The sequence below is a fragment of the Clostridium celatum genome, from assembly GCF_021412605.1.
In the GTDB taxonomy this organism is placed as follows: domain Bacteria; phylum Bacillota; class Clostridia; order Clostridiales; family Clostridiaceae; genus Clostridium; species Clostridium celatum.
This window is the reverse complement of the sequence record NZ_JAJKGM010000011.1, coordinates 40,365-62,761: the sequence shown is the minus strand read 5'-3', so window position 1 is coordinate 62,761 and position 22,397 is coordinate 40,365. Positions and strand designations below refer to the sequence as shown.

The window sequence follows — 22,397 nt, the reverse complement described above, 5'->3', positions numbered from 1 at the left end:
GAGAAGAATGAGTAAGGTTATTAAAAGTATAATTTGCATAATGGCAGTATGTACATTATTTTTAGTTGGATGTAGCAATGATTCAAATAAAAATAATAAGGTAGATGATAAGAAAAATGAAATATCATCTTTGAAAGAAAATAATGAAGCAAGTGAAAATAAGATAGAAGATTCATCTGAACAAACAGAAAATAAAGATAATGAAGTAAGTAAAAAATCAGAAGTTGATAATTCAAAGCAAACAGAAAATATAGATATGAATGAAGTTGTTGAAAAGGTTAAGAATTATATTATTAATGGACAGAATGATAAGCCGGAAGCATTGAAATTAAAGTGGAGTGAAGCATTCTTGAATAATGTTAATATAGAAAGCTTGGCCAATGAATATGTAGCTCAGGGTGGAAGTTTAGATAATATAGAAGGATTAGCAAATTATATTACTTTAAATGCTCCTATAATGGCTAATTGGGAAGAATTATTTAAAAAAGACTTATATGATAAATATGGGAAAGAAGTTACTAAAATAGAGTTTTTAGAAGGCGATTTATATGAAGCATATGTAAATGAGGATGGTTCAGAAGTTCCTTATGTTGTAGTTTCAGCTAGGACAGGATATTTTCATGGATAAATATTAAAAGACACATTAAATTATTTAAAATTACAAACTACTTTTGAAAATTATTAAACAAAGGCACATGGTAATGAAAATTCGTACCATGTGCTTTTAATATTAACCTAAATTAAGTTTTGAGAATGGAATCATAGCTTTAGGTGGAATGTTATGTTCTGCAATGAATTTTTCCATCCAAATCATATCTTTCCATTCTCCAAATTTATAACCGCATTTAGTGAAGTGAGCAACAACTTTATATCCAAATTTTTTATGGAAGTTTTCGCTTTGCTCATTAGGATAAGTAATACAAGCATTTACATTAATTATATTTTGAAGTTTAAGATATCTTTCAAGTTCTTTATAAAGTAAAGTACCAACTCCATGATTTGATATACCAGCTTTTACATAAATAGAAGTTTCAACAGACCAATCATAAGCACGTCTTCCTTTAAAAGCACCTGCATAAGCATATCCATAAATTTTATTGTTTTTTTCTGCTACTAGATAAGGGTATTTTTTTAAAGTTTTTTCAATTCTTTTAGTAAATTCCTCAATAGAGGGGATATCATATTCAAATGTTACTGAAGTTTCTTCAACATAATATTTATATATATCAACAAGTTTTTTTGCATCTTCAGGTTTAGCGATTCGTATATTCATTAATAAGCCTCCAATTATTTATAGACAAAATTAGTTAATTTTGATAATTAAATGTATATTTAATTATAACTTATTTTATTAGTATATTGGGTAAAATAAAAGCAAAATACCTCATGGTATTTTGCTTTTAATAATATTATTTTACAACTATATTTACAAGTCTTCCTTTAATAACGATAACTTTTATTATAGTTTTTCCTTCAGTAGCAGCAACAATAGCTTCATCAGCTAAAGCAGCAGCTTTAATTCCTTCTTCATTTAAATCAGAAGCAACATTGATTCTAGCTTTAATCTTACCATTAACTTGGATAGCTATTTCAATTTCATCTTTAACAAGAGCTTTAGCATCAAAAGTTGGCCAAGCTTCATTGAATACTGAGTACTTACCAGTTAATAATGACCATTGCTCTTCAGCAAAATGAGGTGCAAACGGAGCTAAAATCTTAATAAAGCTTTCACATACAGTCTTTAAGAAATCTAAGTTCTTAGTTTCTTCTTTCATGTATTTAGATAAAGCATTGATGAATTCCATCATTCTAGCAATAGCAGTGTTGAATTGCATCTTTTCTCCGTCTTCAGTAACACCTTTAATAGCATTATTTAACCAGAAGTTTAATTCTTTTTCAGCTTTATCCATAGTAGTTTTATTGTTAGTACCAGCTTCAATAGCTTCTCTGCACATTGTTAGATATCTTTCAATTCTATCTACAAATCTAGCAACAGATTTAATACCATCGTCACTCCAAGCTCCACCTTCAGTGTAAGCAAATCCAAACATTAAGTACATTCTAAATACGTCTGCACCATATTCTTTGATGTAATCATCTGGAGAGATAGTATTTCCTTTAGACTTAGACATCTTTAATCCGTCTGGTCCTAAGATAAGTCCTTGATGAGTTAAGCTCTTGAATGGTTCATCAAAGCTTAAATAACCCATATCTCTTAAAGCCTTAGTTATAAATCTTGCATATAATAAGTGCATACAAGCATGCTCAGGTCCACCAACATATTTATCAACTGGAAGCATCTTATCTACTTTTTCTTTATCAAATGCGATTTTATCATTCTTATTATCTACGTATCTCATTTGGTACCAAGAAGAACAAACGAATGTATCTAAAGTATCACATTCTCTCTTAGCTGGCTTACCACAACAAGGACAAGTAGTATTTACGAATTCTTCACACTTAGCAAGTGGTGACTTACCATCTGGAGCAAATTCAACATTATATGGTAATTCAACTGGAAGGTCTTTTTCAGGAACTGGAACAGCACCACAATCTTCACAGTAAATTATTGGAATTGGAGCACCCCAATATCTTTGTCTTGAAACTAACCAGTCTCTTAATCTGTAATTAACTTTAGCAGATCCTAAACCTTGTTTAGCTAGCTTTTCAACAATAGCTTCTTTAGCTTCTTCAGTAGTTAATCCATCAAATTCACCGGAATTAACTAGAACTCCATATTCGCAGTATGGTAATTCAACTTCTCCGCCTTTTTTGCTAGTTATAACTTGATCTATTGGTAAGTTAAATTTAGTAGCAAAAGCGTAGTCTCTTTCATCGTGAGCTGGAACAGCCATAACAGCACCAGTACCATAAGTTGCAAGAACGTAGTCTCCAACCCAAACTGGAACCTCTTTACCATTTATAGGATTTATAGCATATGATCCAGTGAATACACCTGTTTTTTCTCTTGTAAGAGATTGTCTTTCTATATCAGATTGTTTTTTAGCAGCTTCTTTATATTCTTCAACAGCAGCTTTATTTTCAGCTGTAGTTAATTCATCAACTAATGGATTTTCAGGAGCTAAAACAACATAAGTAACACCATTTAAAGTATCAACTCTTGTTGTGAATACATTAAAGTTAATATCTGAATCTTTAACTTTGAAATTAACTTCAGCACCAGTAGACTTACCAATCCAATGCTTTTGCATAGCAACTGTCTTTTCTGGCCAATCTAAAGTATCTAGCTTTTCTAATAATTCATCAGCATATTCTGTAATTTTAAAGAACCATTGAGTTAAATCTTTCTTAGTAACTTCAGTTGAACATCTTTCACAAGCACCATCAACAACTTGTTCGTTAGCTAGAACTGTGTTACAAGATGGGCACCAGTTTACAGGAGCTTTTTTTCTGTAAGCTAAACCATTCTTTAATAATTGTAAGAATACCCATTGAGTCCATTTATAATATTCAGGAGTACAAGTTATAACTTCATTTTCCCAGTTAAACATAGCTCCCATAGCTCTTAATTGTTCTTCCATAGTCTTTATATTCTTTTCAGTAGAATCCCATGGATGAATTCCTGTTTTAATTGCAAAGTTTTCTGCAGGTAAACCAAAAGCATCAAATCCCATTGGTTGGAATACATTATATCCTTGCATTTTCTTTAATCTTGCCCATGAATCAACAGGTCCATAGTTAAACCAGTGACCAGCATGTAATTGGCTTCCAGATGGATAAGAGAACATTTCTAAAACATAAAGCTTTTCGCCCTCTGCATCTGGATTAAATTTGTAAAGTTCAGTTTCTTCCCACTTCTTTTGCCACTTCTTATCAATAGCAGTTCCGTAGTTACTCATAGTTAAAACCCTCCTTAGATATTACGAGAATAATTTAATATTGCACAACAATATTAAATTAGTAGTTTTGAGGTAGTAGTTAAAAAAATTCACACTATGTAAATTAAAAATATATTTTTAGAAACTCTAAAAAGAGTTCCAATAGTAACCTCTAACTTCTAACTAATTAAATTATTCCCTGAATTTGAAAAAATATATAAAAAAAGCCTCTCATCTCAATTAAGAGACGAAAAGCTATATTTCGCGGTACCACTCTTATTAGAAATTTATAAATAAATACTTTTAAAAATATTTTTAAATTTCTCACTCAAATCTATAACGGGGATTCCGTACTTGCTTCTAACAAGTAAGCTCAAAGGCAAGTTCCTAAAAGTGTATCACTGTTTTGCAGCAACCAACAGCTCTCTGAAGATACGTACTAATAGTAGTACTCCTTATCAACGCAAAATATTAATTTAACTAATTATATATCAAAAAATATAAGTAAGTCAATATTAACAAAAATAAGAACTATAAATGAGAATGACAAAAGAATTTAGAATTAAATTTTAAAAGTTTTAAAATATTAAAGGGTGAAATATAGAAAAAATAATAGTGATTTTAAATTAAAATAGGATAAATGGTTAAAATACAAGTAGGTGGTGAGGTATATGAAAAATGAAAAGAAGAGTTTTAATATAAAAAACTCATTAATAGGTTTATTTACAGGTTTTATAAATGGCTCTTTTGGTTCAGGTGGAGGAACTCTTTTAGTACCAATTCTTAATGATATCATTAAAGTAGAAGAGCATAAATCACATGCCACAGCATTAGCTATAATTATATTTTTAACAGGAGCAAGTTCAGCTATTTATATAGCAAAAGGAACTTATGATTTTACACTAACATGGAAAGTCGCCATTGGGAGTATAATAGGTGGAATTATTGGAGCTAAATTATTATGTAGACTTACAGGGAAATTTTTAAGAATAGCCTTTGGGGTTATAATGATAATAGCGGCTATTAGGATGGTGTTTTAATGATTTATACAATAATAGGTTTTTTTGCGGGAATTATTGGAGGCATGGGGATGGGAGGAGGAACTATACTTATACCAGCGCTAGTCATGTTTGTTGGTGTTGACCCTAAGATTGCACAAAGTATTAATTTACTTTCATCTATTCCAATGGCAATCTTTGCTCTTGCAATCCATATAAAAAATAAGAATGTTATTTTGAAATTAGTACTACCTATAGCGACATTTGGAGTATTAGGAGCTATTTGTGGTGCTTTTTTGGCTAACTATTTATCTTCAGAAATATTAAAAAAGGCTTTTGGTGGTTTCTTATTTTTAGTTGGGTGTTTTGAAATAAAAAAAGGGTTTTCTGAAAACAAAACTAAAAAATCATCTAAATTAAAAGAGTGATACTTAAAAGATATAACAAAGAATTATAGTTTTAAATATAGTAATATTATTAATTGGAATTCAAGTTATATTATTGAGTAACTATTATAATAGTTACTCAATAATAAACTCCATAGATTATCATTGATATTTATATAAATACTAATTTATGAAATTACTTTTATTATTAGTTTTTTCTAAATGAATAAAATAAAAAATAATAAATTGTTTCAAAATAGCCAAGGTATTATTAATGCCTTTTGGCAAAGAAATAAGATAAGTTATATTAAGAGTTTAAATATATACTGTATTTTAAAATAGTAAGATTTACTGTATTTAAAGAATATAAGAATATATTTTTGATAAAACTAAAGAAGAAATAACATTTAACAAAGGACGGGATATTTTTATGGCGATATTAAATAGTATCCTAGGAATAGTATTTATATTTCTAGTAGCTTTCTTGTTTTCAAATAACAAGAAGAAAATAAACTGGAGAACTATAATAATTGGATTTGTTATTCAATTTGCATTTGCATTTGCTGTATTAAAGTGGAGTGTAGGTAAATATGTACTAAGCAAGATAGCATTAGGAGTACAATCAGTAATTAGTTATGCAAATGAAGGAATAAAATTTTTATTTGGATCATTAACTAATGATGGAAGTATATTTGCTGTTAATGTTTTAGGAGTAATTATATTTATATCAGCAGTAGTATCGGTTTTGTATTACTTAGGTATTATGCAATTTATAATTAAAATAATAGGTGGAGCATTATCTAAACTTTTAGGAACATCTAAATTAGAAACTATATCAGCTTCAGCCAATATATTTTTAGGGCAAACAGAAGCACCACTTTTAATTAAGCCATATGTAGAAAAACTTACAGAATCAGAATTATTTACAGTTATGGTCGGTGGACTTGCTTCAGTTTCAGGTTCAATTTTAGTTGGATATTCACTATTAGGAATTCCAATAGAATATTTAGTATCTGCAAGTTTTATGTCAGCACCAGCAGGACTTATAATGTCTAAAATAATAATACCTGAAGTAAAACAAGCAAAAGTAAATGAAGAAATAGAAATGGTAAAAGATGATTCAGCTAACGTAGTTGATGCAGCGGCTAAAGGGGCTGTTGACGGTTTAGGATTAGTTTTAAATATAGCAGCGATTCTTTTAGCATTTGTAGCATTAATAGCACTTATTAATGGTATTATAGGATGGATTGGAGTTATATTTGGAATATCTAATTTAAGCTTACAATCTCTTTTGGGGTATATATTTGCACCAGTAGCAACAATTATTGGAGTTCCAATGAAAGAATCAGTTACAGTTGGATCATTAATAGGGCAAAAGCTTGTTTTAAATGAATTTGTTGCATTTACAAGTTTATCTCCAATTATGGGGACATTATCAGCTAAGGCTACAGCAATAGCAACATTTTCATTATGTGGTTTTGCTAATATTTCATCTATAGCAATTCTTATAGGTGGAATTGGTGGTATGGCACCAAGTAGAAAGAAGGATATTGCAAGATTAGGATGGAAGGCAATTATGGCTGGAACATTAGCAAATCTTTTAAGTGCAACAATTGCAGGATTATTATTAACAATATAAAATTTAAATAGTATTTTTATTTAGAGATAGCGGTTGTATCAAAGTAAGTTTATACTTAGTTTTGATACAACCTTTATTTTATTTAAAATCAATATGTAGTTAGCAAAAGGTTTCTTTTAAAAATATTTTATGTTTAAGAAATTTGTAATAAATATGTTAAAAGATTTGTAAGACTTTAACTTTATTATATTAAGTGTAAGGTATAGTTAGAATATAAATGAGTGAAACATTAACTGTCATGATATAATGAATAAATGATGAAAGGAGTGTCTTAAAAGATGATAAAAAATAACGTATTAGTAGTAGATGATGATAAAGAAATAGTTGATGCAATAGATATATATTTAAGAAATGAAGGGATTAATGTTATAAAAGCTTATGATGGGATAGAGGCAATAGAAGCTTTAATGGAAAAGGAAATTCATCTTATATTAATGGATGTAATGATGCCTAAGATGGACGGTCTTAGAACCACAATGAAAATAAGAGAAGAAAAGAATATTCCTATAATATTAATATCTGCTAAATCGGAAGATAGTGATAAGATATTAGGTCTTAATATGGGAGCGGATGATTATATAACTAAACCATTTAATCCATTGGAGCTAATTGCAAGAGTTAAATCACAACTTAGAAGATATACTATTTTTGGAGAGTACAATAAGAAGAAAGAAGAGGAAAGTAATAATGTAATAATTAATGGTGGATTATCTTTAAATAGTGAAACTAAAGAGGTATTGGTTGATGGACAGAGCATAAAGCTTACAGCTACAGAGTTAGGGATACTGGAGTTATTATTAAAAAATTCAGGTAGGGTATTTTCTATAGATGAAATTTATGAAAGAGTATGGAATGAGCCAAGTTATAATGCAGAAAATACGGTAGCTGTTCATATAAGAAGGATTAGAGAAAAAATTGAAATTAATCCTAAGGAACCAAAGTATTTAAAGGTGGTGTGGGGAATTGGATATAAAATTGAAAAATATCAAAATTAAAAGTTATGTTATTTATTTATTAATATTAATATTGTCTTCTACAATAATATTATCTTTTTTAGAAGTAAAAAATAATTTAATATATTTAATTCCAAGTTCTATTTATAGTAAAACAGAATTAAGTGGTACAATCTATGATTATATAAATTTAGCTATGGATTACTCCTTATATTATAAATCGGAAGAGTATGTTAAGAATAAAGATAATATAACTACAAATGATATAGAAATTTGTAAAGCTGAAATAAGAGATCAAATAGATCAGGAATATGAAGAATTCAGATACTCAAAATACAATAATGATACTAGCTTTAATAATTTATCCTATGAAGAGCAGGAAAAAATATTAAATGAAGAACGAGATAAAATAGAAGAGAAGTATACTTTAAGTGATGATAAATTAAATGACTATATCTTAGAAAGAAAAATAAATAGCTTTAATATATTAAGCAATAAATTGAAATCATATTTAAATTTACAATTTTCTGCCTATGACAAGTTAAATAATATGTGGATTGGTGAAGAACAGAGGGATATAACAAGTCTAAAAAAAAGTTCTAGATATCTAAGAGAAATAAATATAGATTTTAACGGCAACGTAATAGAAAAGATATTTATTAATGGTAAAGAAGTTAATGAAAATAGCTCAATTAATAAATATATAAATGGGAAATATAATTATTATGACCATGTTTATGCAGTTACTGAAAGTATTGGATATGAAAATTATAACATGGACAATCACAATATAATATTATATACATGGATGCCAGAGGATATTATACCAGGTGATATAGTATATGAAAGTTTACAAAGTGTACAAGAAAATGTAAATAAAATAGCTGTAAGTGCTAGCATTATGGCTATATCAATAATATTAGTAATAGTATTGATAAAAGCAATTAAAGATAAAAAGGAATTAAGAATTGATGAGGATAGATTAATTAATAAATTAAAAGATTATCCAATTGAATTTAAAATAGCACCATTAATAATACTTTATATTTTTTGGAGAATTAATATTTATAATGTGTATTATATTGGATATATGAAAGTGTTAAAAGTTAACTCAGTTATATGTCTTTCAATAATATTAGCTATTATGTATTTATTAATAAAAATATTAATTATTAATTATAAGGAAGGAACACTATTTAGTAATAATATTACTATTGGAATATATAAGGGGCTAAGTAAAATAGCAACTAAGGGATCTATAATAAACAGTATATTTATTATAATTATGTCATATATAGTGGTTGGAGGATTACTACTTGCAATAGCAATAGCAATACCAGAAATTTTTATAATATGTTTATTAATAGGACTTATAATTACAGCAATGTTAATTATATTAGTTGTTAGAAAGTTACTTTATTTAGATAAAATTATGATTGGTGCAAAGGATGGAGCTAGAGGACAATTAAACTATAAAATTGATGTAAAAGGTGAAGGCCATTTAGGAGAGCTTGCTAATAATATCAATAATATTAAAGAAGGTTTAAGAAAGTCTGTTGAAAATGAGATGAAGAGTGAAAATATGAAAACAGAACTTATAACTAATGTTTCTCATGATTTAAAAACACCGCTAACATCAATAATTAATTATATTGATTTATTAAAGAGAGAAAATATAGAACCTGAAAGTGCTAGAGATTATGTAAATATACTAGATAAAAAATCTCAAAGACTTAAGGTTTTAATAGAAGATTTATTTGAGGCATCTAAGGCTGCAAGTGGAGCAATGGAGCTTAATATTAGTAAGCTAGATATTGGTCAATTATTAAGACAGGCTTTAGGTGAAAATGATGAAAGATTTAATGAAAAGCAGTTAGAAGTTAAATTAAATATTCCAGATGAAAAAATATTTATAAATGGTGATGGAAAGAGATTATATAGAGTATTTGAAAATCTTATTTCTAATGCAGTAAAGTATTCTTTAAGTAATACAAGGGTATATATTGATATGAGTAAGAACGAAGAAAATGAAGTTACTATAGTTATGAAGAATATTTCAGCCTATGAGTTAAATTTTGATGTAAATGAAATAACTAATAGATTTAAACGTGGTGATTCATCTAGAAGTACAGATGGTTCTGGATTAGGACTTGCAATAGCAAAAAGTATAGTAGAGCTTCATGGTGGTAAATTTAATATAGAAATAGACGGAGATTTATTTAAATCAATAATAGTTTTAAAGTAATATTCTAATTTTGGTATAGAGGTAGGAAAATATTATGAAGAATAAGTTTTTAAATATAATTATATTTATTTTAAGTAGTATTTCTTTAATAATAACACTTAAATTATTTTATAATATTGGGATTTATGTTGATGAGTATAATACAACTCCAAGTTTAATATATGGAGGAGAGTTTTGGTTATATATGGACTGGCTAAGATTAGGTATTTCCATACTTATATGTGTTTTATCAGCAGTAGGTATATGTAAAAAAGAAAAAAAGAATTAAGGTATAAAAATATCTAGCACTAAATATAAGTAGTGCTAGATATTTTTTTGAGAATGAATATTGTTAGTCTGTTATTAAATAATAATTATTATTTAATAATTAGATAAAAAGAATTAAAGTAAGCCTTTATTATTTTATCAAATGATAATCAATATCTAATTGAATATTGAAGAGATTAGTTATATCAGTAATTGATATATATTATCAATTACGAAGAAAATAAAAAAAATTTTAAAAAATTTTCAAAAAAAGCTTGTAATTAATAATAATTATTATATAATAATAAATGTAAGGTGATTCAAAAGAAGCACTTAAATAAGACAAAATATTGAAATGACTTTAAGATAATTGAATATAAAGAATGTAATAGTTAAAATTTGGGAGGAATAAAATTATGAAGAAATTTGTATGTACAGTATGTGGGTATATTCATGAAGGAGAAACTGCACCAGCAGAATGTCCAGTATGTCACGTTGGAGCTGATAAATTTAAAGAACAAACAGAAGAAAAAGTTTGGGCAACTGAACATGAAATAGGAATAGCTCAAGGAGTATCAGAAGATATAATAGCTGATTTAAGAGCAAACTTTGAAGGAGAATGTTGTGAAGTAGGTATGTACTTAGCTATGGCTAGAGTAGCACATAGAGAGGGATATCCAGAAATTGGATTATACTGGGAAAAAGCAGCTTACGAAGAAGCAGAACATGCAGCTAAATTCGCTGAATTATTAGGAGAAGTAGTTACAAACTCAACTAAGAAGAACTTAGAATTAAGAGTTGCAGCAGAAAATGGAGCAACTGAAGGAAAGTTCGATTTAGCTAAGAGAGCTAAGGCTGCAAACTTAGATGCTATCCATGATACAGTTCATGAAATGGCTAAAGATGAAGCTAGACACGGAAAAGCATTTGAAGGATTATTAAACAGATACTTTGGATAAAATTAATTATTTTAAGTAAGAAATTTTAAATTTATGTAAAAATACTACAAAAGGGTGGGACAAAATCCTTTTATAGTATATAATGGAAAAGTAAAATTTAAATAATATAAATAAATTGGAGGAATAAAATTATGAAGAAATTTGTATGTACAGTATGTGGATATATTCATGAAGGAGAAACTGCACCAGCAGAATGTCCAGTATGTCACGTTGGAGCTGATAAATTTAAAGAACAAACAGAAGAAAAAGTTTGGGCAACTGAACATGAAATAGGAGTAGCTCAAGGAGTATCAGAAGATATAATAGCTGATTTAAGAGCAAACTTTGAAGGAGAATGTTGTGAAGTAGGTATGTACTTAGCTATGGCTAGAGTAGCACATAGAGAAGGATATCCAGAAATCGGATTATACTGGGAAAAAGCAGCTTACGAAGAAGCAGAACATGCAGCTAAATTCGCTGAATTATTAGGAGAAGTAGTTACAAACTCAACTAAGAAGAACTTAGAATTAAGAGTTGCAGCAGAAAATGGAGCAACTGAAGGAAAGTTCGATTTAGCTAAGAGAGCTAAAGCTGCAAACTTAGATGCTATCCATGATACAGTTCATGAAATGGCTAAAGATGAGGCTAGACACGGAAAAGCTTTCGAAGGATTATTAAACAGATACTTTGGTTAAGATATAGTTTAACTTAGAAAAGAACTGATGCAAATCAGTTCTTTTTTGCATCTTGTAATTAAATTACGGGCTAAATTTAATAAAAAAATTCATATAATATTTTTAAATTGATATAATTAATTAATAAGTTATATGCTTAATGAAGCTATAATAACATCTAAAGATAACATCATGAAAATTTCCACATCATGATTATTAGCAATATAATTCTATAGTGTTAATAATGAAGGATGTGATGTATAATAATATTAATAATTAGGATAACAAGGAGTTATAATTAAATGGCATATTTTATATTAGTTTTAATGATACTATTATTAAATATATTGTCAGCAGTATCTTTAATCTTTATAGAAAGAAAAGAACCTACGACAACATGGGCATGGCTTATAATACTTCTTATATTACCAGGCGTTGGTTTTATACTATATTTATTACTTGGACAAAATTTGAGCCGTCAAAAAATATTTAGAGAAAAAAAGATTACGGATAAAATTAAAGGTTATAAATTAAGAGCTAACTGTGAAACCTGTAGTGATTATAGTGGTATAAATGAAAATTATGAGGATTTAATATTAATGAATTATAATCATTCAGGGGCAACGTATACTACTGGAAACGATATAAAGACATATATAAATGGAGAAGATAAATTTAGAGACTTATTTAATGATATAAGAAGTGCAAAAAGCTTTATACATATAGAATACTATATATTTAGATTTGATGATTTAGGAAAGGCACTTATAAAAGAACTTGCAGAAAAGGCTAAAGATGGTGTTGAGGTAAGGTTATTAATAGATGGAATGGGCTCTAAAAGAATAGGGAAAAAAATAATTAGATATATAGAGTCACTAGGAATAAAGGTTTCGGTATTTTTCCCAGGAATATTACCACATATAAATACACGTATTAATTATAGAAATCATAGAAAGATAGTTGTAATAGACGGTAAAGTTGGATATGTTGGTGGATTTAATGTTGGTAATGAATATGTGAATAAAGGAAAGCAATTTAAATTTTGGAGAGATACTCATATAAGAATTAAGGGTGAAGCTGTTCAAGAGTTAAATAAAAGATTTATTCTAGATTGGGATTATGCATCTGATGAAAATATCGGAAATATGTCAATGTATTTCCCAGTTCCAAAGTGTGAAGGGGATATTGGAATTCAGATAGTATCTTCTGGTCCTGATCATATGGAGGAGTATATAAAAAATGGATATATGAAAATTATAAATAATGCTAAAAGCTATGTTTATATTCAAACTCCATATTTAGTTCCAGATAGTCCAATGCTTGAAGCGTTAAAAATATCAGCTTTATCAGGAGTAGATGTAAGACTTATAGTTCCAGGTGAACCGGATCATTTCTTCATGGAATGGATGCTAAGTGCTAATATAGGTATACTTATTGATTACGGAATAAAAATATATAGATATGGAAATGGATTTATTCACTCAAAGACTATTGTTGCTGATGGTGAAGTTTGTAGCATAGGAACTGCCAATTTAGATATAAGAAGTTTTAAATTAAATTTTGAAGTTAATGCATTCATCTATAATGAAAAATTTGCTAAGGAGCAAGAGAAAATTTTTTATGAGGATCAAAAAAAATCTAAATTGGTCATAAAAGAGGAGTATGAAAAGAGATCTAAAGCTTTAAAAGTTAAAGAATCTTTAATAAGATTATTATCACCAATATTATAAAGTGAATGATATTTTAAAAGTTAAAAATGTGAAAATAAAATAAATAATGTAAAAACATTGACAAATTAGAAAAAAATGGTTTAGAATTAAGAGAGAAATTTAACTATCAATTTTAAGTAGACAGAGAGGTAATTATTATGAAGGGATTAGAGAAGAATTTAATAGCAAAATTTAATAGATTTTTTTATTTTATATTCTGGGGCTTTTATTTTAGCGCTGGCTATTTCTTTTGCAAAAATAAAAATAATTCTTTTTTAATGAGTATTAATTAATCCTTTTATATGTTTTAATAGTGAAAGTATATTTAAAGAATGATTATATAATTGAGAACTCATTAAGGGTTCTCTTTTTTTTATATTCTAAAATTTTAAATAGTAAATAATATTAATCTATATATGTTATTTAAAAATAAATAAAAGACAGTTAAGAGCAAAAAAATTAAAGTATCTTAGCTGAAATTAAGGGGGCAAAAAATATGGTAGTAATTTTAAAACCAAAAACAAACAGTAACGAAATAGCAAAGTTAACACAAGAATTAGAAAGCTTAGGTGTTATAGTAAATCCAGTAATAGGAGCAGAACTTAGTATATTAGGATTAGTTGGAGATACAACAAAAATAGATCCATCATATATTGAAGCAAATCCTAATGTTGAGAGAGTAATGCATGTACAAGAACCTTTTAAGAAAGCAAATAGATTATTCCATCCAGAAGATACTGTAATAGATATTAATGGATATAAAATAGGTGGAAATAAGATTGCTATGATAGCAGGACCTTGTTCTGTTGAAAGTAAAGAACAAATAACTTTAGTTGCAGAAGAAGTTAAAAAATATGGGGCTACTTTCTTAAGAGGTGGAGCATTTAAACCAAGAACATCACCATATAGTTTCCAAGGGTTAAAATATGAAGGATTAGATCTTTTAAACATTGCGAAAGAAAAAACTGGACTTCCTATAGTTACAGAATTAATGTCACCATATGATATTGAAACTTTTGTAGAAAAAGCTGATATAATTCAAGTTGGGGCAAGAAATATGCAAAACTTCGATTTATTAAAGGAATTAGGAAAAATAGATAAACCAATACTATTAAAAAGAGGTTTATCTGCTACTATAGAAGAATTATTGATGAGTGCAGAATATATCATGGCTGGAGGAAATGAGAAAGTAATTCTTTGTGAAAGAGGAATAAGAACTTTTGAAACATATACAAGAAATACTTTAGACTTAAGTGCAGTACCAGCAATTAAAAAATTAAGTCACTTACCAGTAGTTGTAGACCCAAGTCATGCTACAGGAAAGTGGTGGATGGTAGAACCTCTTGCAAAGGCAGCAATTGCAGTAGGTGCAGATGGACTTATATTAGAAGTTCACAATGATCCACAAAAAGCATTATGCGATGGACAACAATCAATTAAGCCAGAAGTATTTGCGAAGTTAATGAAAGAGTTACAAGTTATTGCAAATGCAATTGGTCGTGAGATATAGTTATTATACGATTTTATAAAGTTTCACTTGGTGAAATTTAGAAAGGTGTTAGTATGGAGTTAATAGTTGATTTAAAGGAAAGAAGTTATCCTATAATAATTGAAAAAGGATTAATAGATAAAATTTCAGAGAAAGTAAAAAATGTTTATAAGGGAAAAAAGATATTTATACTTACTGATGAAAATGTAAATAAATATTATGGTAAAAAAGTTGTTTCTGCATTAAGTGAATATTTTGATGTTAAATTAGTATCACTTAAAGCTGGAGAGGAAACTAAGAATTTTAATACATTACCTATGGTTTATAATGAACTTCTAGACTTTAATTTAACTAGGAGTGATTTAATAATTACTTTAGGGGGAGGAGTTATTGGAGATCTTGGAGGATTTGTAGCTTCAAGTTATTTAAGAGGAATAGATTTTATTCAAGTTCCAACTTCACTTCTTGCACAAGTAGATAGTAGTGTTGGAGGAAAGGTTGCTGTAGATTTAGAAAGAGGAAAAAATCTTGTTGGTAGCTTTTATCATCCTAAAGCAGTATTAATAGATCCAGAAGTATTAAACACTTTAGATAATAGATTTTTTATTGATGGAATGGCAGAAGTTATTAAGTATGGTTGTATAAAAGATAAAATGTTCTTTGAATTTTTATATGAAATGGAAAATAATTCGGATGTCATAGATAATATGGAAAGAGTTATCCATAAATGTTGTGATATTAAAAGAATTGTTGTGGAAAGTGATGAAAAGGATAAAGGTGAAAGAATGCTTTTAAATTTTGGACACACTTTAGGTCATGCTATAGAGCAGTATTATAACTATACTAAATATACTCATGGGGAAGCTGTCGCTATTGGTATGTATGAAATAACTAAGATAAGTGAAGCCAAAGGATTAACAGTTAAAGGTACTGCGGAAAGAATTAAAGAAATTTTAATTAAATATAACCTTCCATATAAAATGGATGTAAATATAGAAGAGATTTTAGATACAATTAATTTAGATAAAAAGAAATTAGGGAAAAGTTTAAATCTCATAATTTTAAAAGAAATAGGAAATTCAGAAATTTATAAAACTACAACAGAGTTTTTTATATAATACCTCAGGGGTAAAACCAAATAATGTAAAGAGAGATTCTTTTTAGAAGAATAGCTATTTGCAACTGATTGTAAAATATTAGGTTTACCCCTGGGGCAGAATGGAGGAAGTATGGCAGATTTAAAAGTATATCCATCAATATTAGAGGGAGAGGTTAAAATACCTCCTTCAAAAAGTATGGCTCATAGGGCAATTATTTGTGCAGCTTTAAGTGATGGATTTTGCAAAATAGAAAATATAGATTATTCAGATGATATTATAGCAACTATCGATGCTATGAACTCTTTAGGAGCTAAAATAGTTAAATATAAGGATTATATTGAAGTAACAGGTGCATATGGGAACTCTGCTGATATAGAAGATATTAGAGTAATTGACTGTAATGAATCAGGATCAACTTTAAGATTCTTAGTTCCTATTTCATTATTATTTAAAGGTAAGAATAAATTTATAGGAAGAGGTAATTTAGGAAAAAGGCCATTGACTACTTATTATAATATTTTTGAAAAACAAGATATTACATATTCTTATGAAGAAGGTAAGCTTAATTTAATAGTAAGTGGTGAGCTGAAACCAGGGATTTTCGAAATAGAAGGAAATGTAAGTTCTCAATTTATAACTGGTATTTTATTTACTTTACCATTATTAAATGATGATTCTAAAATTATTATTACTACTGAAATGGAATCAAAGGGATATATTGATTTAACTTTAAGAGCAATGAGTGATTTTGGAATAGAGGTAATTAATAATGATTATAAAGAGTTTATAATCAAGGGAAATCAACGATATAAGGCTAGAAATTATAGAGTTGAGGGAGATTATTCTCAAGCAGCATTTTTCCTTTGTGCTGATAGATTAGGGAATAATGTTTTATGTAAGGATTTAGATTTAAATTCTCTTCAAGGTGATAAAGAAGTAATAGATATTTTAGAGAGAATGAATGTTATATTTAATGCAAGTGCTATAGGAGTAAAGGGTACTACTAGTGGCCAATTAGTTAGTACAATAATTGATGGAAGTCAATGTCCAGATATTATACCAGTGCTTACAGCTGTAGCTGCTTTAACTAAAGGAAAAACAGAAATAATAAATGCAGGAAGACTTAGAATAAAAGAATGTGACAGACTTGCTGCAGTAACATCTGAACTTAATAAGTTAGGTGCTAAGATAGTAGAACAAGAAGATGGATTAATAGTTACTGGTGTAGAAATTTTAAAAGGTAACGTAGAGGTTTGGAGTCATAAGGATCATAGAATTGCAATGACTTTAGCTATAGCTTCAACTAAGTGCGAAGAGCCAATAGTAATAAAGGATTATGAGTGTATAGCAAAATCTTATCCAAATTTCTTTGATGACTTTGTTAGCTTAGGTGGAAAAATAGAAAGGTTGGAGGAAAAGTAGATGAGTGGAATGTGGGGAAAGAATATAAGAATATCTATATTTGGAGAATCACATGGAAATGCAATAGGTATTAATATTGATGGATTACCTTCTGGATTTAATATTGATATGGATAAAGTAATGCTTGAAATGTCAAGAAGAGCACCAGGAAAAAGTCCATTATCAACTACTAGAAAAGAAGGAGATATTCCTGAAATATTAAGTGGATATTTTGAAGGAAAAACTACAGGCACTCCGCTTTGTGCAATAATACGTAACTCTAATACTAAATCTAAAGATTATTCTAAGTTGAAAGATGTAATGAGACCAGGTCATGCAGATTATACTGGAAATATCAGATATAATGGGTTTAACGACTATAGAGGTGGAGGTCATTTTTCAGGACGAATAACTGCACCACTTGTATTTGCAGGAGCTATTTGTAAGCAAATATTAGAGACTAAAGGGATAATTATTGCAGCTCATATAAATTCTATAGGAAATATTAAAGATAAGAGTTTTTTAGATGATGAAATAACATTAGATTTAATTAACTCATTTAAAGGTAAAGAATTACCATTAATAAATAAAGAATTAGAAGAAATTATGAGAAATGAAATAATAAGTGCAAGAAATAATTTAGATTCTATTGGTGGAACTATAGAGTGTGCAGTGTTTGGAATAAAACCAGGCATTGGTAATCCATTTTTTGATTCTGTGGAATCAACATTAGCTCATTTAATGTTTAGTGTTCCAGCCGTTAAAGGAGTTGAATTTGGAAAAGGCTTTGAAATTTCTAAAATGAAAGGTTCAGAGGCTAATGATGAATATTATTTAGATGGAAAAGATATTAAAACAAGTACTAATAATAATGGTGGAATTTTAGGTGGAATAACTAATGGAATGCCAATAGTATTTAATGTGGCAATAAAGCCAACAGCATCTATATTTAAAGAGCAAAAAACAGTAAACATAGCAACTATGGAAGAAACTATTTTAAGTATAGAAGGAAGACATGATCCATGCATAGTACAAAGAGCGCTTCCAGTTATAGAGGCAGTTACTGCAATAGGAATTTTAGAGTTATTAGGTTAGTAAATAATTATATTATATGGTGAAGTAAATTTAGAAGAGAGGTGAGATTATGAATCTTTCAGAATGTAGAAAAGAAATTGATAATATAGATAAAGAGTTAGTTGAACTATTTGAGAGAAGAATGAATGTTGCAATAAAGGTAGCAGAATATAAAATGAAAAATAATATTCCAATTCTTAATACTACTAGAGAAGCTGAAGTTATTGAAAAGAATGTTAATAGACTTAGCAATAAAGAGTATTCAGAATTGACAGAGAAGTTCTTTGTTAACTTAATGGAGCTTAGTAGAAGCCTTCAAGCTAAACTAATCAATAGTAATGAAGCTACTAATGGAGTATTAGCAGAGTATAAAATAAATAGTGAAGATAAAAAAAAACTAGATAATATTAAGATTGGATATCAAGGGGTTAAGGGTTCTTTTAGTGAAGAGGCCATGATTAAATATTTTGGTGAAAACCATATAACTAGTGATTATGAAGAGTTTGAAGATGTATTTTTAGCTTTAAAAAATAATAAAATTGATTATGGAATATTACCTATTGAAAACTCATGTACTGGAGCTATAACTACTGTTTATGACTTATTAGTTAAGTATGGACTTAATATTGTAGGTGAGGAATGTATAAAGATAGACCAAAATTTAATTGGGGTAAAAGGGACAAAGTTAGAGGATATAAAAGAAATATATTCACATCCACAAGGGTTTGAACAAAGTAGAAAGTTTTTAGATGAATTTAGTAATTTAAAGCTTATACCATTTCATAATACTGCAATTAGTGCAAAATATGTTTCAGAGATTAATGATAAATCAAAGGCTGCTATTGCAAGCTTAAGAGCAGCTGAACTTTATGGCTTAGATGTAATTAAAGAAGAAATAAATGATAAAAATGATAATCATACTAAGTTTATTATAATTGGAAAAGAGTTAGAGTGTAATGAAGAATGTAATAAGGTAACAGTAGTATTTTCATTAGATAATAAAGCTGGTACATTATATAAATTGCTAAGGCACTTTGCTGAAAATAATATTAATATGCTAAAAATAGAATCAAGACCAAGTAAGAATGAGCCGTGGCAATATCTTTTATATGTAGATTTTGAAGGAAATATTAAGAATGATGATGTTAAAAAGGCAATAAATTTAATTGATGATCAAAGTGAGTATTTTAAATTACTTGGATGTTATAAAAAGATAGAAGATTGAGGGAATGGTGTAATGGATTTTTACGGATTATTAGGTGAGAAGCTAAGCCATAGCCTATCTCCAACAATTAATAAAATGATATTTGAAAAGAATCATATTGATGGTGCATATAAGATATTTGAAGTTCAAAAAAGTAGGCTTGAAGATTTTGTAGAGGCCATTAAGTTATTAAAAGTAAAAGGATTTAATGTTACTATTCCATATAAAGAAAGTATAATGCAGCATTTAGATTATATATCAGACGAAGCAAAGAGAATAGGTGCAGTAAATACTGTAATGCTAAAAGAAGATAAACTTTATGGGTATAATACTGATTATTTTGGAATTAAAGTAATGCTTAATAGTAGAAATATAGATGTTAAGAATAAAACTGCAATTATTTTAGGATCAGGGGGAGCATGTAAGGCTGTTATTACTTATTTATTAGACAATGAAGTTAAAAATATTTATATTGTAAGTAGAAACCCTGAAGGGATTAATCTAAGAATTTTAGATAAGCGCGTATCAGTAATAAATTATGATGAATTATTAGATATAAAGGGAGAGTTAATAATTAACACAACGCCTCTTGGAATGTATCCTAATATTGACAGTTGTGCAGTTAATAGAGAAATAGTAAAAAAATTCGATATAGCTGTTGATCTAGTATATAATCCTACAGAAACTAAGTTTTTAAAAATGGCAAAAGAGGAAAGTAAAATTGCCATTGGAGGATTACATATGTTAGTGGGGCAAGCGGTTAAGAGTCAAGCTATATTTAATAATATGGAAATAAAGAAGGATTTAATAGATTATATATATAAAGAGTTGTCTAAAACATTTAATTAGGGGGTGAATTTATGAATGAAAAAAGTATAACCTTAATAGGATTACCTGGCTGTGGAAAAAGTACTATTGGAGATTTGCTTTCCAAAAAATTGAATTATGCATTCATAGATATGGATAATTATATTGAAGAAGAGCAAGGTAAAACTATCATCGAAATATTTAAAAATGGTGAAGATTATTTTAGAACCATAGAAACTGAAACTTGTAAGGTATTGGGGCAAAAAAGTAAGACTATTATATCTTCAGGTGGTGGAGTTATCAAAAAGGCAATAAATATAGATTTATTAAAAGAAAATTCAATTGTAGTTTTTATTGATAGACCAGTAGAAAATATTTTAAGTGATATTGAAGTTGAAAAGAGACCTTTACTAGCAAATGGTAAAGAAGTATTATATAAATTATATGATGAACGATATGAGTTATATAAAAAATATTGTGATTATAAAATTCCTAATGTAGGAACTTTAGATGATGTTGTAGATACTATAATATCAACTGTAATGTAAAAATTTTATATTTAATATAAAGAACTAAAGAGGAAATTTGAAATGTATAATAAATTTAAAATCAGTAGTATGGAGGTATGGTAGATATGGTTATTGTAATGAATCCTAAAAGTAGTGAAAAAGAAGTATCAGAAGTAAAAAATGAATTAAGTAGGTTAGGGCTAGGAATACATCTATCACAAGGAGAAACATTCTGTATAATAGGTGTAGTAGGTGAAACGAGAGCTTTAGATCCAAACAAACTTTTGACTTTCGATGGAGTAGACAAAATATTAAAAGTTGAAGAACCGTTTAAGAAAGCAAATAGGTTATTTAAACCAGATGATACTATAGTTAATGTTAATGGAACTTTAGTTGGAGGAAATAATCTTGGAATTATGGCAGGACCATGTTCTGTTGAGAGTGAAGAACAAATAATAAAGATTGCAAAATCTGTTAAAGCATCAGGAGCAAACTTTTTAAGAGGGGGAGCTTTTAAGCCAAGAACTTCACCTTATAGCTTCCAAGGATTAGAGCTTGAAGGATTAAAATTACTGAAAGCAGCAAAGGAAGCAACAGGATTATCAATAGTTACTGAAATAATGTCAACTGATTATATAGATGAATTTGTTAGAGATGTAGATGTAATTCAAGTTGGTGCAAGAAACATGCAAAACTTTGATTTATTGAAACAATTAGGTAAAACTAATAAGCCAATTTTATTAAAGAGAGGTTTATCAGCTACAATAGAAGAATGGCTTATGAGTGCAGAATATATAATGGCTGGAGGAAATGAAAATGTTATTCTTTGTGAAAGAGGTATAAGAACTTACGAAGGATATACTAGAAATACTTTAGATTTAAGTGCAATTCCAGTAATTAAAAAATTATCTCATTTACCAATAATAGTGGATCCAAGCCATGCAGCAGGATATTGGTATTTAGTTGAACCATTAGCTAAGGCTGCTATAGCAGCAGGTGCAGATGGGCTTATGATAGAAGTTCATAACAATCCACAATGCGCATTAAGTGATGGTCAACAATCAGTTAAACCTGAACTTTTCGATGAAATAATGAAAAAAGTAAAAATATTAGCTGAAATGGAAGGGAAAAAAATAGTTAGAAGCTAGAAGGTAAAAATTAGAAATTTATGAATAAATTAATGAAC

The 22,397-nt window shown here is 28.2% G+C and carries 20 protein-coding genes and 1 other annotated feature; of the genes, 18 read left to right on the top strand and 2 right to left on the bottom strand.

What is annotated here, in order from left to right:
* The first annotated feature begins 7 nt into the window (after positions 1-7).
* Complete coding sequence (locus LPC13_RS06950; RefSeq protein WP_005214765.1) at positions 8-628, top strand: hypothetical protein; 621 nt, start codon at positions 8-10, stop codon at positions 626-628.
* 102 nt (positions 629-730) lie between these two features.
* Here LPC13_RS06950 and LPC13_RS06945 read toward each other — a convergent pair whose 3' ends face one another.
* Both LPC13_RS06945 and leuS read right to left on the bottom strand, forming a co-directional pair.
* Positions 731-1,273, bottom strand: a complete 543-nt coding sequence (locus tag LPC13_RS06945) for a GNAT family N-acetyltransferase (protein ID WP_005214763.1) — start codon at positions 1,271-1,273, stop codon at positions 731-733.
* Positions 1,274-1,409: 136 nt separating this feature from the next.
* A complete protein-coding gene (gene leuS / locus LPC13_RS06940; RefSeq protein WP_005214762.1) occupies positions 1,410-3,860 on the bottom strand; it encodes a leucine--tRNA ligase in 2,451 nt (816 codons plus the stop codon).
* 219 nt (positions 3,861-4,079) lie between these two features.
* Positions 4,080-4,310 (bottom strand) — a binding site (T-box leader).
* Between the two features lie 200 nt (positions 4,311-4,510).
* Here leuS and LPC13_RS06935 point away from each other — a divergent pair.
* The 17 genes from LPC13_RS06935 (at position 4,511) to aroF (LPC13_RS06855) (ending at position 22,359) form a co-directional block, all read left to right on the top strand.
* The gene (locus LPC13_RS06935; protein ID WP_005214760.1) at positions 4,511-4,879 is read left to right on the top strand and encodes a sulfite exporter TauE/SafE family protein; all 369 of its coding nucleotides are present in this window, start codon (positions 4,511-4,513) and stop codon (positions 4,877-4,879) included.
* The gene (locus tag LPC13_RS06930) at positions 4,879-5,265 is read left to right on the top strand and encodes a sulfite exporter TauE/SafE family protein (RefSeq protein ID WP_005214758.1); all 387 of its coding nucleotides are present in this window, start codon (positions 4,879-4,881) and stop codon (positions 5,263-5,265) included. Before LPC13_RS06935 ends, LPC13_RS06930 begins: the two co-directional genes overlap by 1 nt.
* Before the next feature lie 388 nt (positions 5,266-5,653).
* Positions 5,654-6,862: a NupC/NupG family nucleoside CNT transporter gene (locus LPC13_RS06925; RefSeq protein ID WP_005214755.1), complete on the top strand. Its 1,209-nt coding sequence runs from the start codon at positions 5,654-5,656 to the stop codon at positions 6,860-6,862.
* A 278-nt stretch (positions 6,863-7,140) separates the two neighbouring features.
* The gene (locus tag LPC13_RS06920; protein WP_005214753.1) at positions 7,141-7,857 is read left to right on the top strand and encodes a response regulator transcription factor; all 717 of its coding nucleotides are present in this window, start codon (positions 7,141-7,143) and stop codon (positions 7,855-7,857) included.
* Positions 7,826-10,060 carry a HAMP domain-containing sensor histidine kinase gene (locus tag LPC13_RS06915; RefSeq protein WP_195244941.1) on the top strand — a complete coding sequence of 745 codons (2,235 nt, stop codon included), beginning with the start codon at positions 7,826-7,828 and terminating at the stop codon, positions 10,058-10,060. The genes LPC13_RS06920 and LPC13_RS06915 overlap by 32 nt, the downstream gene beginning before the upstream one ends.
* Positions 10,061-10,094: 34 nt before the next feature.
* Positions 10,095-10,328, top strand: a complete 234-nt coding sequence (locus LPC13_RS06910) for a hypothetical protein (protein ID WP_005214747.1) — start codon at positions 10,095-10,097, stop codon at positions 10,326-10,328.
* A gap of 394 nt (positions 10,329-10,722) precedes the next feature.
* Positions 10,723-11,265 (top strand): NADH peroxidase, encoded by a 543-nt coding sequence (locus tag LPC13_RS06905; protein WP_234088714.1) that lies wholly within the window; start codon positions 10,723-10,725, stop codon positions 11,263-11,265.
* A 131-nt stretch (positions 11,266-11,396) separates the two neighbouring features.
* Positions 11,397-11,939, top strand: coding sequence for an NADH peroxidase (locus tag LPC13_RS06900; protein ID WP_195244939.1), 543 nt, complete (start codon positions 11,397-11,399; stop codon positions 11,937-11,939).
* A 281-nt stretch (positions 11,940-12,220) separates the two neighbouring features.
* Positions 12,221-13,648 carry a cardiolipin synthase gene (gene cls, locus LPC13_RS06895; RefSeq protein ID WP_005213670.1) on the top strand — a complete coding sequence of 476 codons (1,428 nt, stop codon included), beginning with the start codon at positions 12,221-12,223 and terminating at the stop codon, positions 13,646-13,648.
* A 475-nt stretch (positions 13,649-14,123) separates the two neighbouring features.
* A complete protein-coding gene (aroF, locus tag LPC13_RS06890) occupies positions 14,124-15,137 on the top strand; it encodes a 3-deoxy-7-phosphoheptulonate synthase (protein ID WP_195244938.1) in 1,014 nt (337 codons plus the stop codon).
* A 53-nt stretch (positions 15,138-15,190) separates the two neighbouring features.
* Entirely contained in the window at positions 15,191-16,234 is a 1,044-nt protein-coding gene (gene aroB / locus LPC13_RS06885) for a 3-dehydroquinate synthase (protein ID WP_195244937.1), read from the top strand.
* 111 nt (positions 16,235-16,345) lie between these two features.
* Entirely contained in the window at positions 16,346-17,638 is a 1,293-nt protein-coding gene (gene aroA, locus LPC13_RS06880) for a 3-phosphoshikimate 1-carboxyvinyltransferase (protein ID WP_234088713.1), read from the top strand.
* Positions 17,639-18,712: a chorismate synthase gene (aroC, locus tag LPC13_RS06875; protein WP_234088712.1), complete on the top strand. Its 1,074-nt coding sequence runs from the start codon at positions 17,639-17,641 to the stop codon at positions 18,710-18,712. It begins immediately after the preceding gene.
* 46 nt (positions 18,713-18,758) lie between these two features.
* Positions 18,759-19,916: a prephenate dehydratase gene (pheA, locus tag LPC13_RS06870; protein WP_407080853.1), complete on the top strand. Its 1,158-nt coding sequence runs from the start codon at positions 18,759-18,761 to the stop codon at positions 19,914-19,916.
* Between the two features lie 12 nt (positions 19,917-19,928).
* Entirely contained in the window at positions 19,929-20,744 is an 816-nt protein-coding gene (gene aroE, locus LPC13_RS06865) for a shikimate dehydrogenase (RefSeq protein ID WP_005213680.1), read from the top strand.
* Positions 20,745-20,755: 11 nt separating this feature from the next.
* The gene (locus LPC13_RS06860; protein ID WP_195244933.1) at positions 20,756-21,250 is read left to right on the top strand and encodes a shikimate kinase; all 495 of its coding nucleotides are present in this window, start codon (positions 20,756-20,758) and stop codon (positions 21,248-21,250) included.
* Positions 21,251-21,336: 86 nt separating this feature from the next.
* Positions 21,337-22,359, top strand: a complete 1,023-nt coding sequence (gene aroF / locus LPC13_RS06855) for a 3-deoxy-7-phosphoheptulonate synthase (protein WP_040419517.1) — start codon at positions 21,337-21,339, stop codon at positions 22,357-22,359.
* Positions 22,360-22,397: the final 38 nt, after the last annotated feature.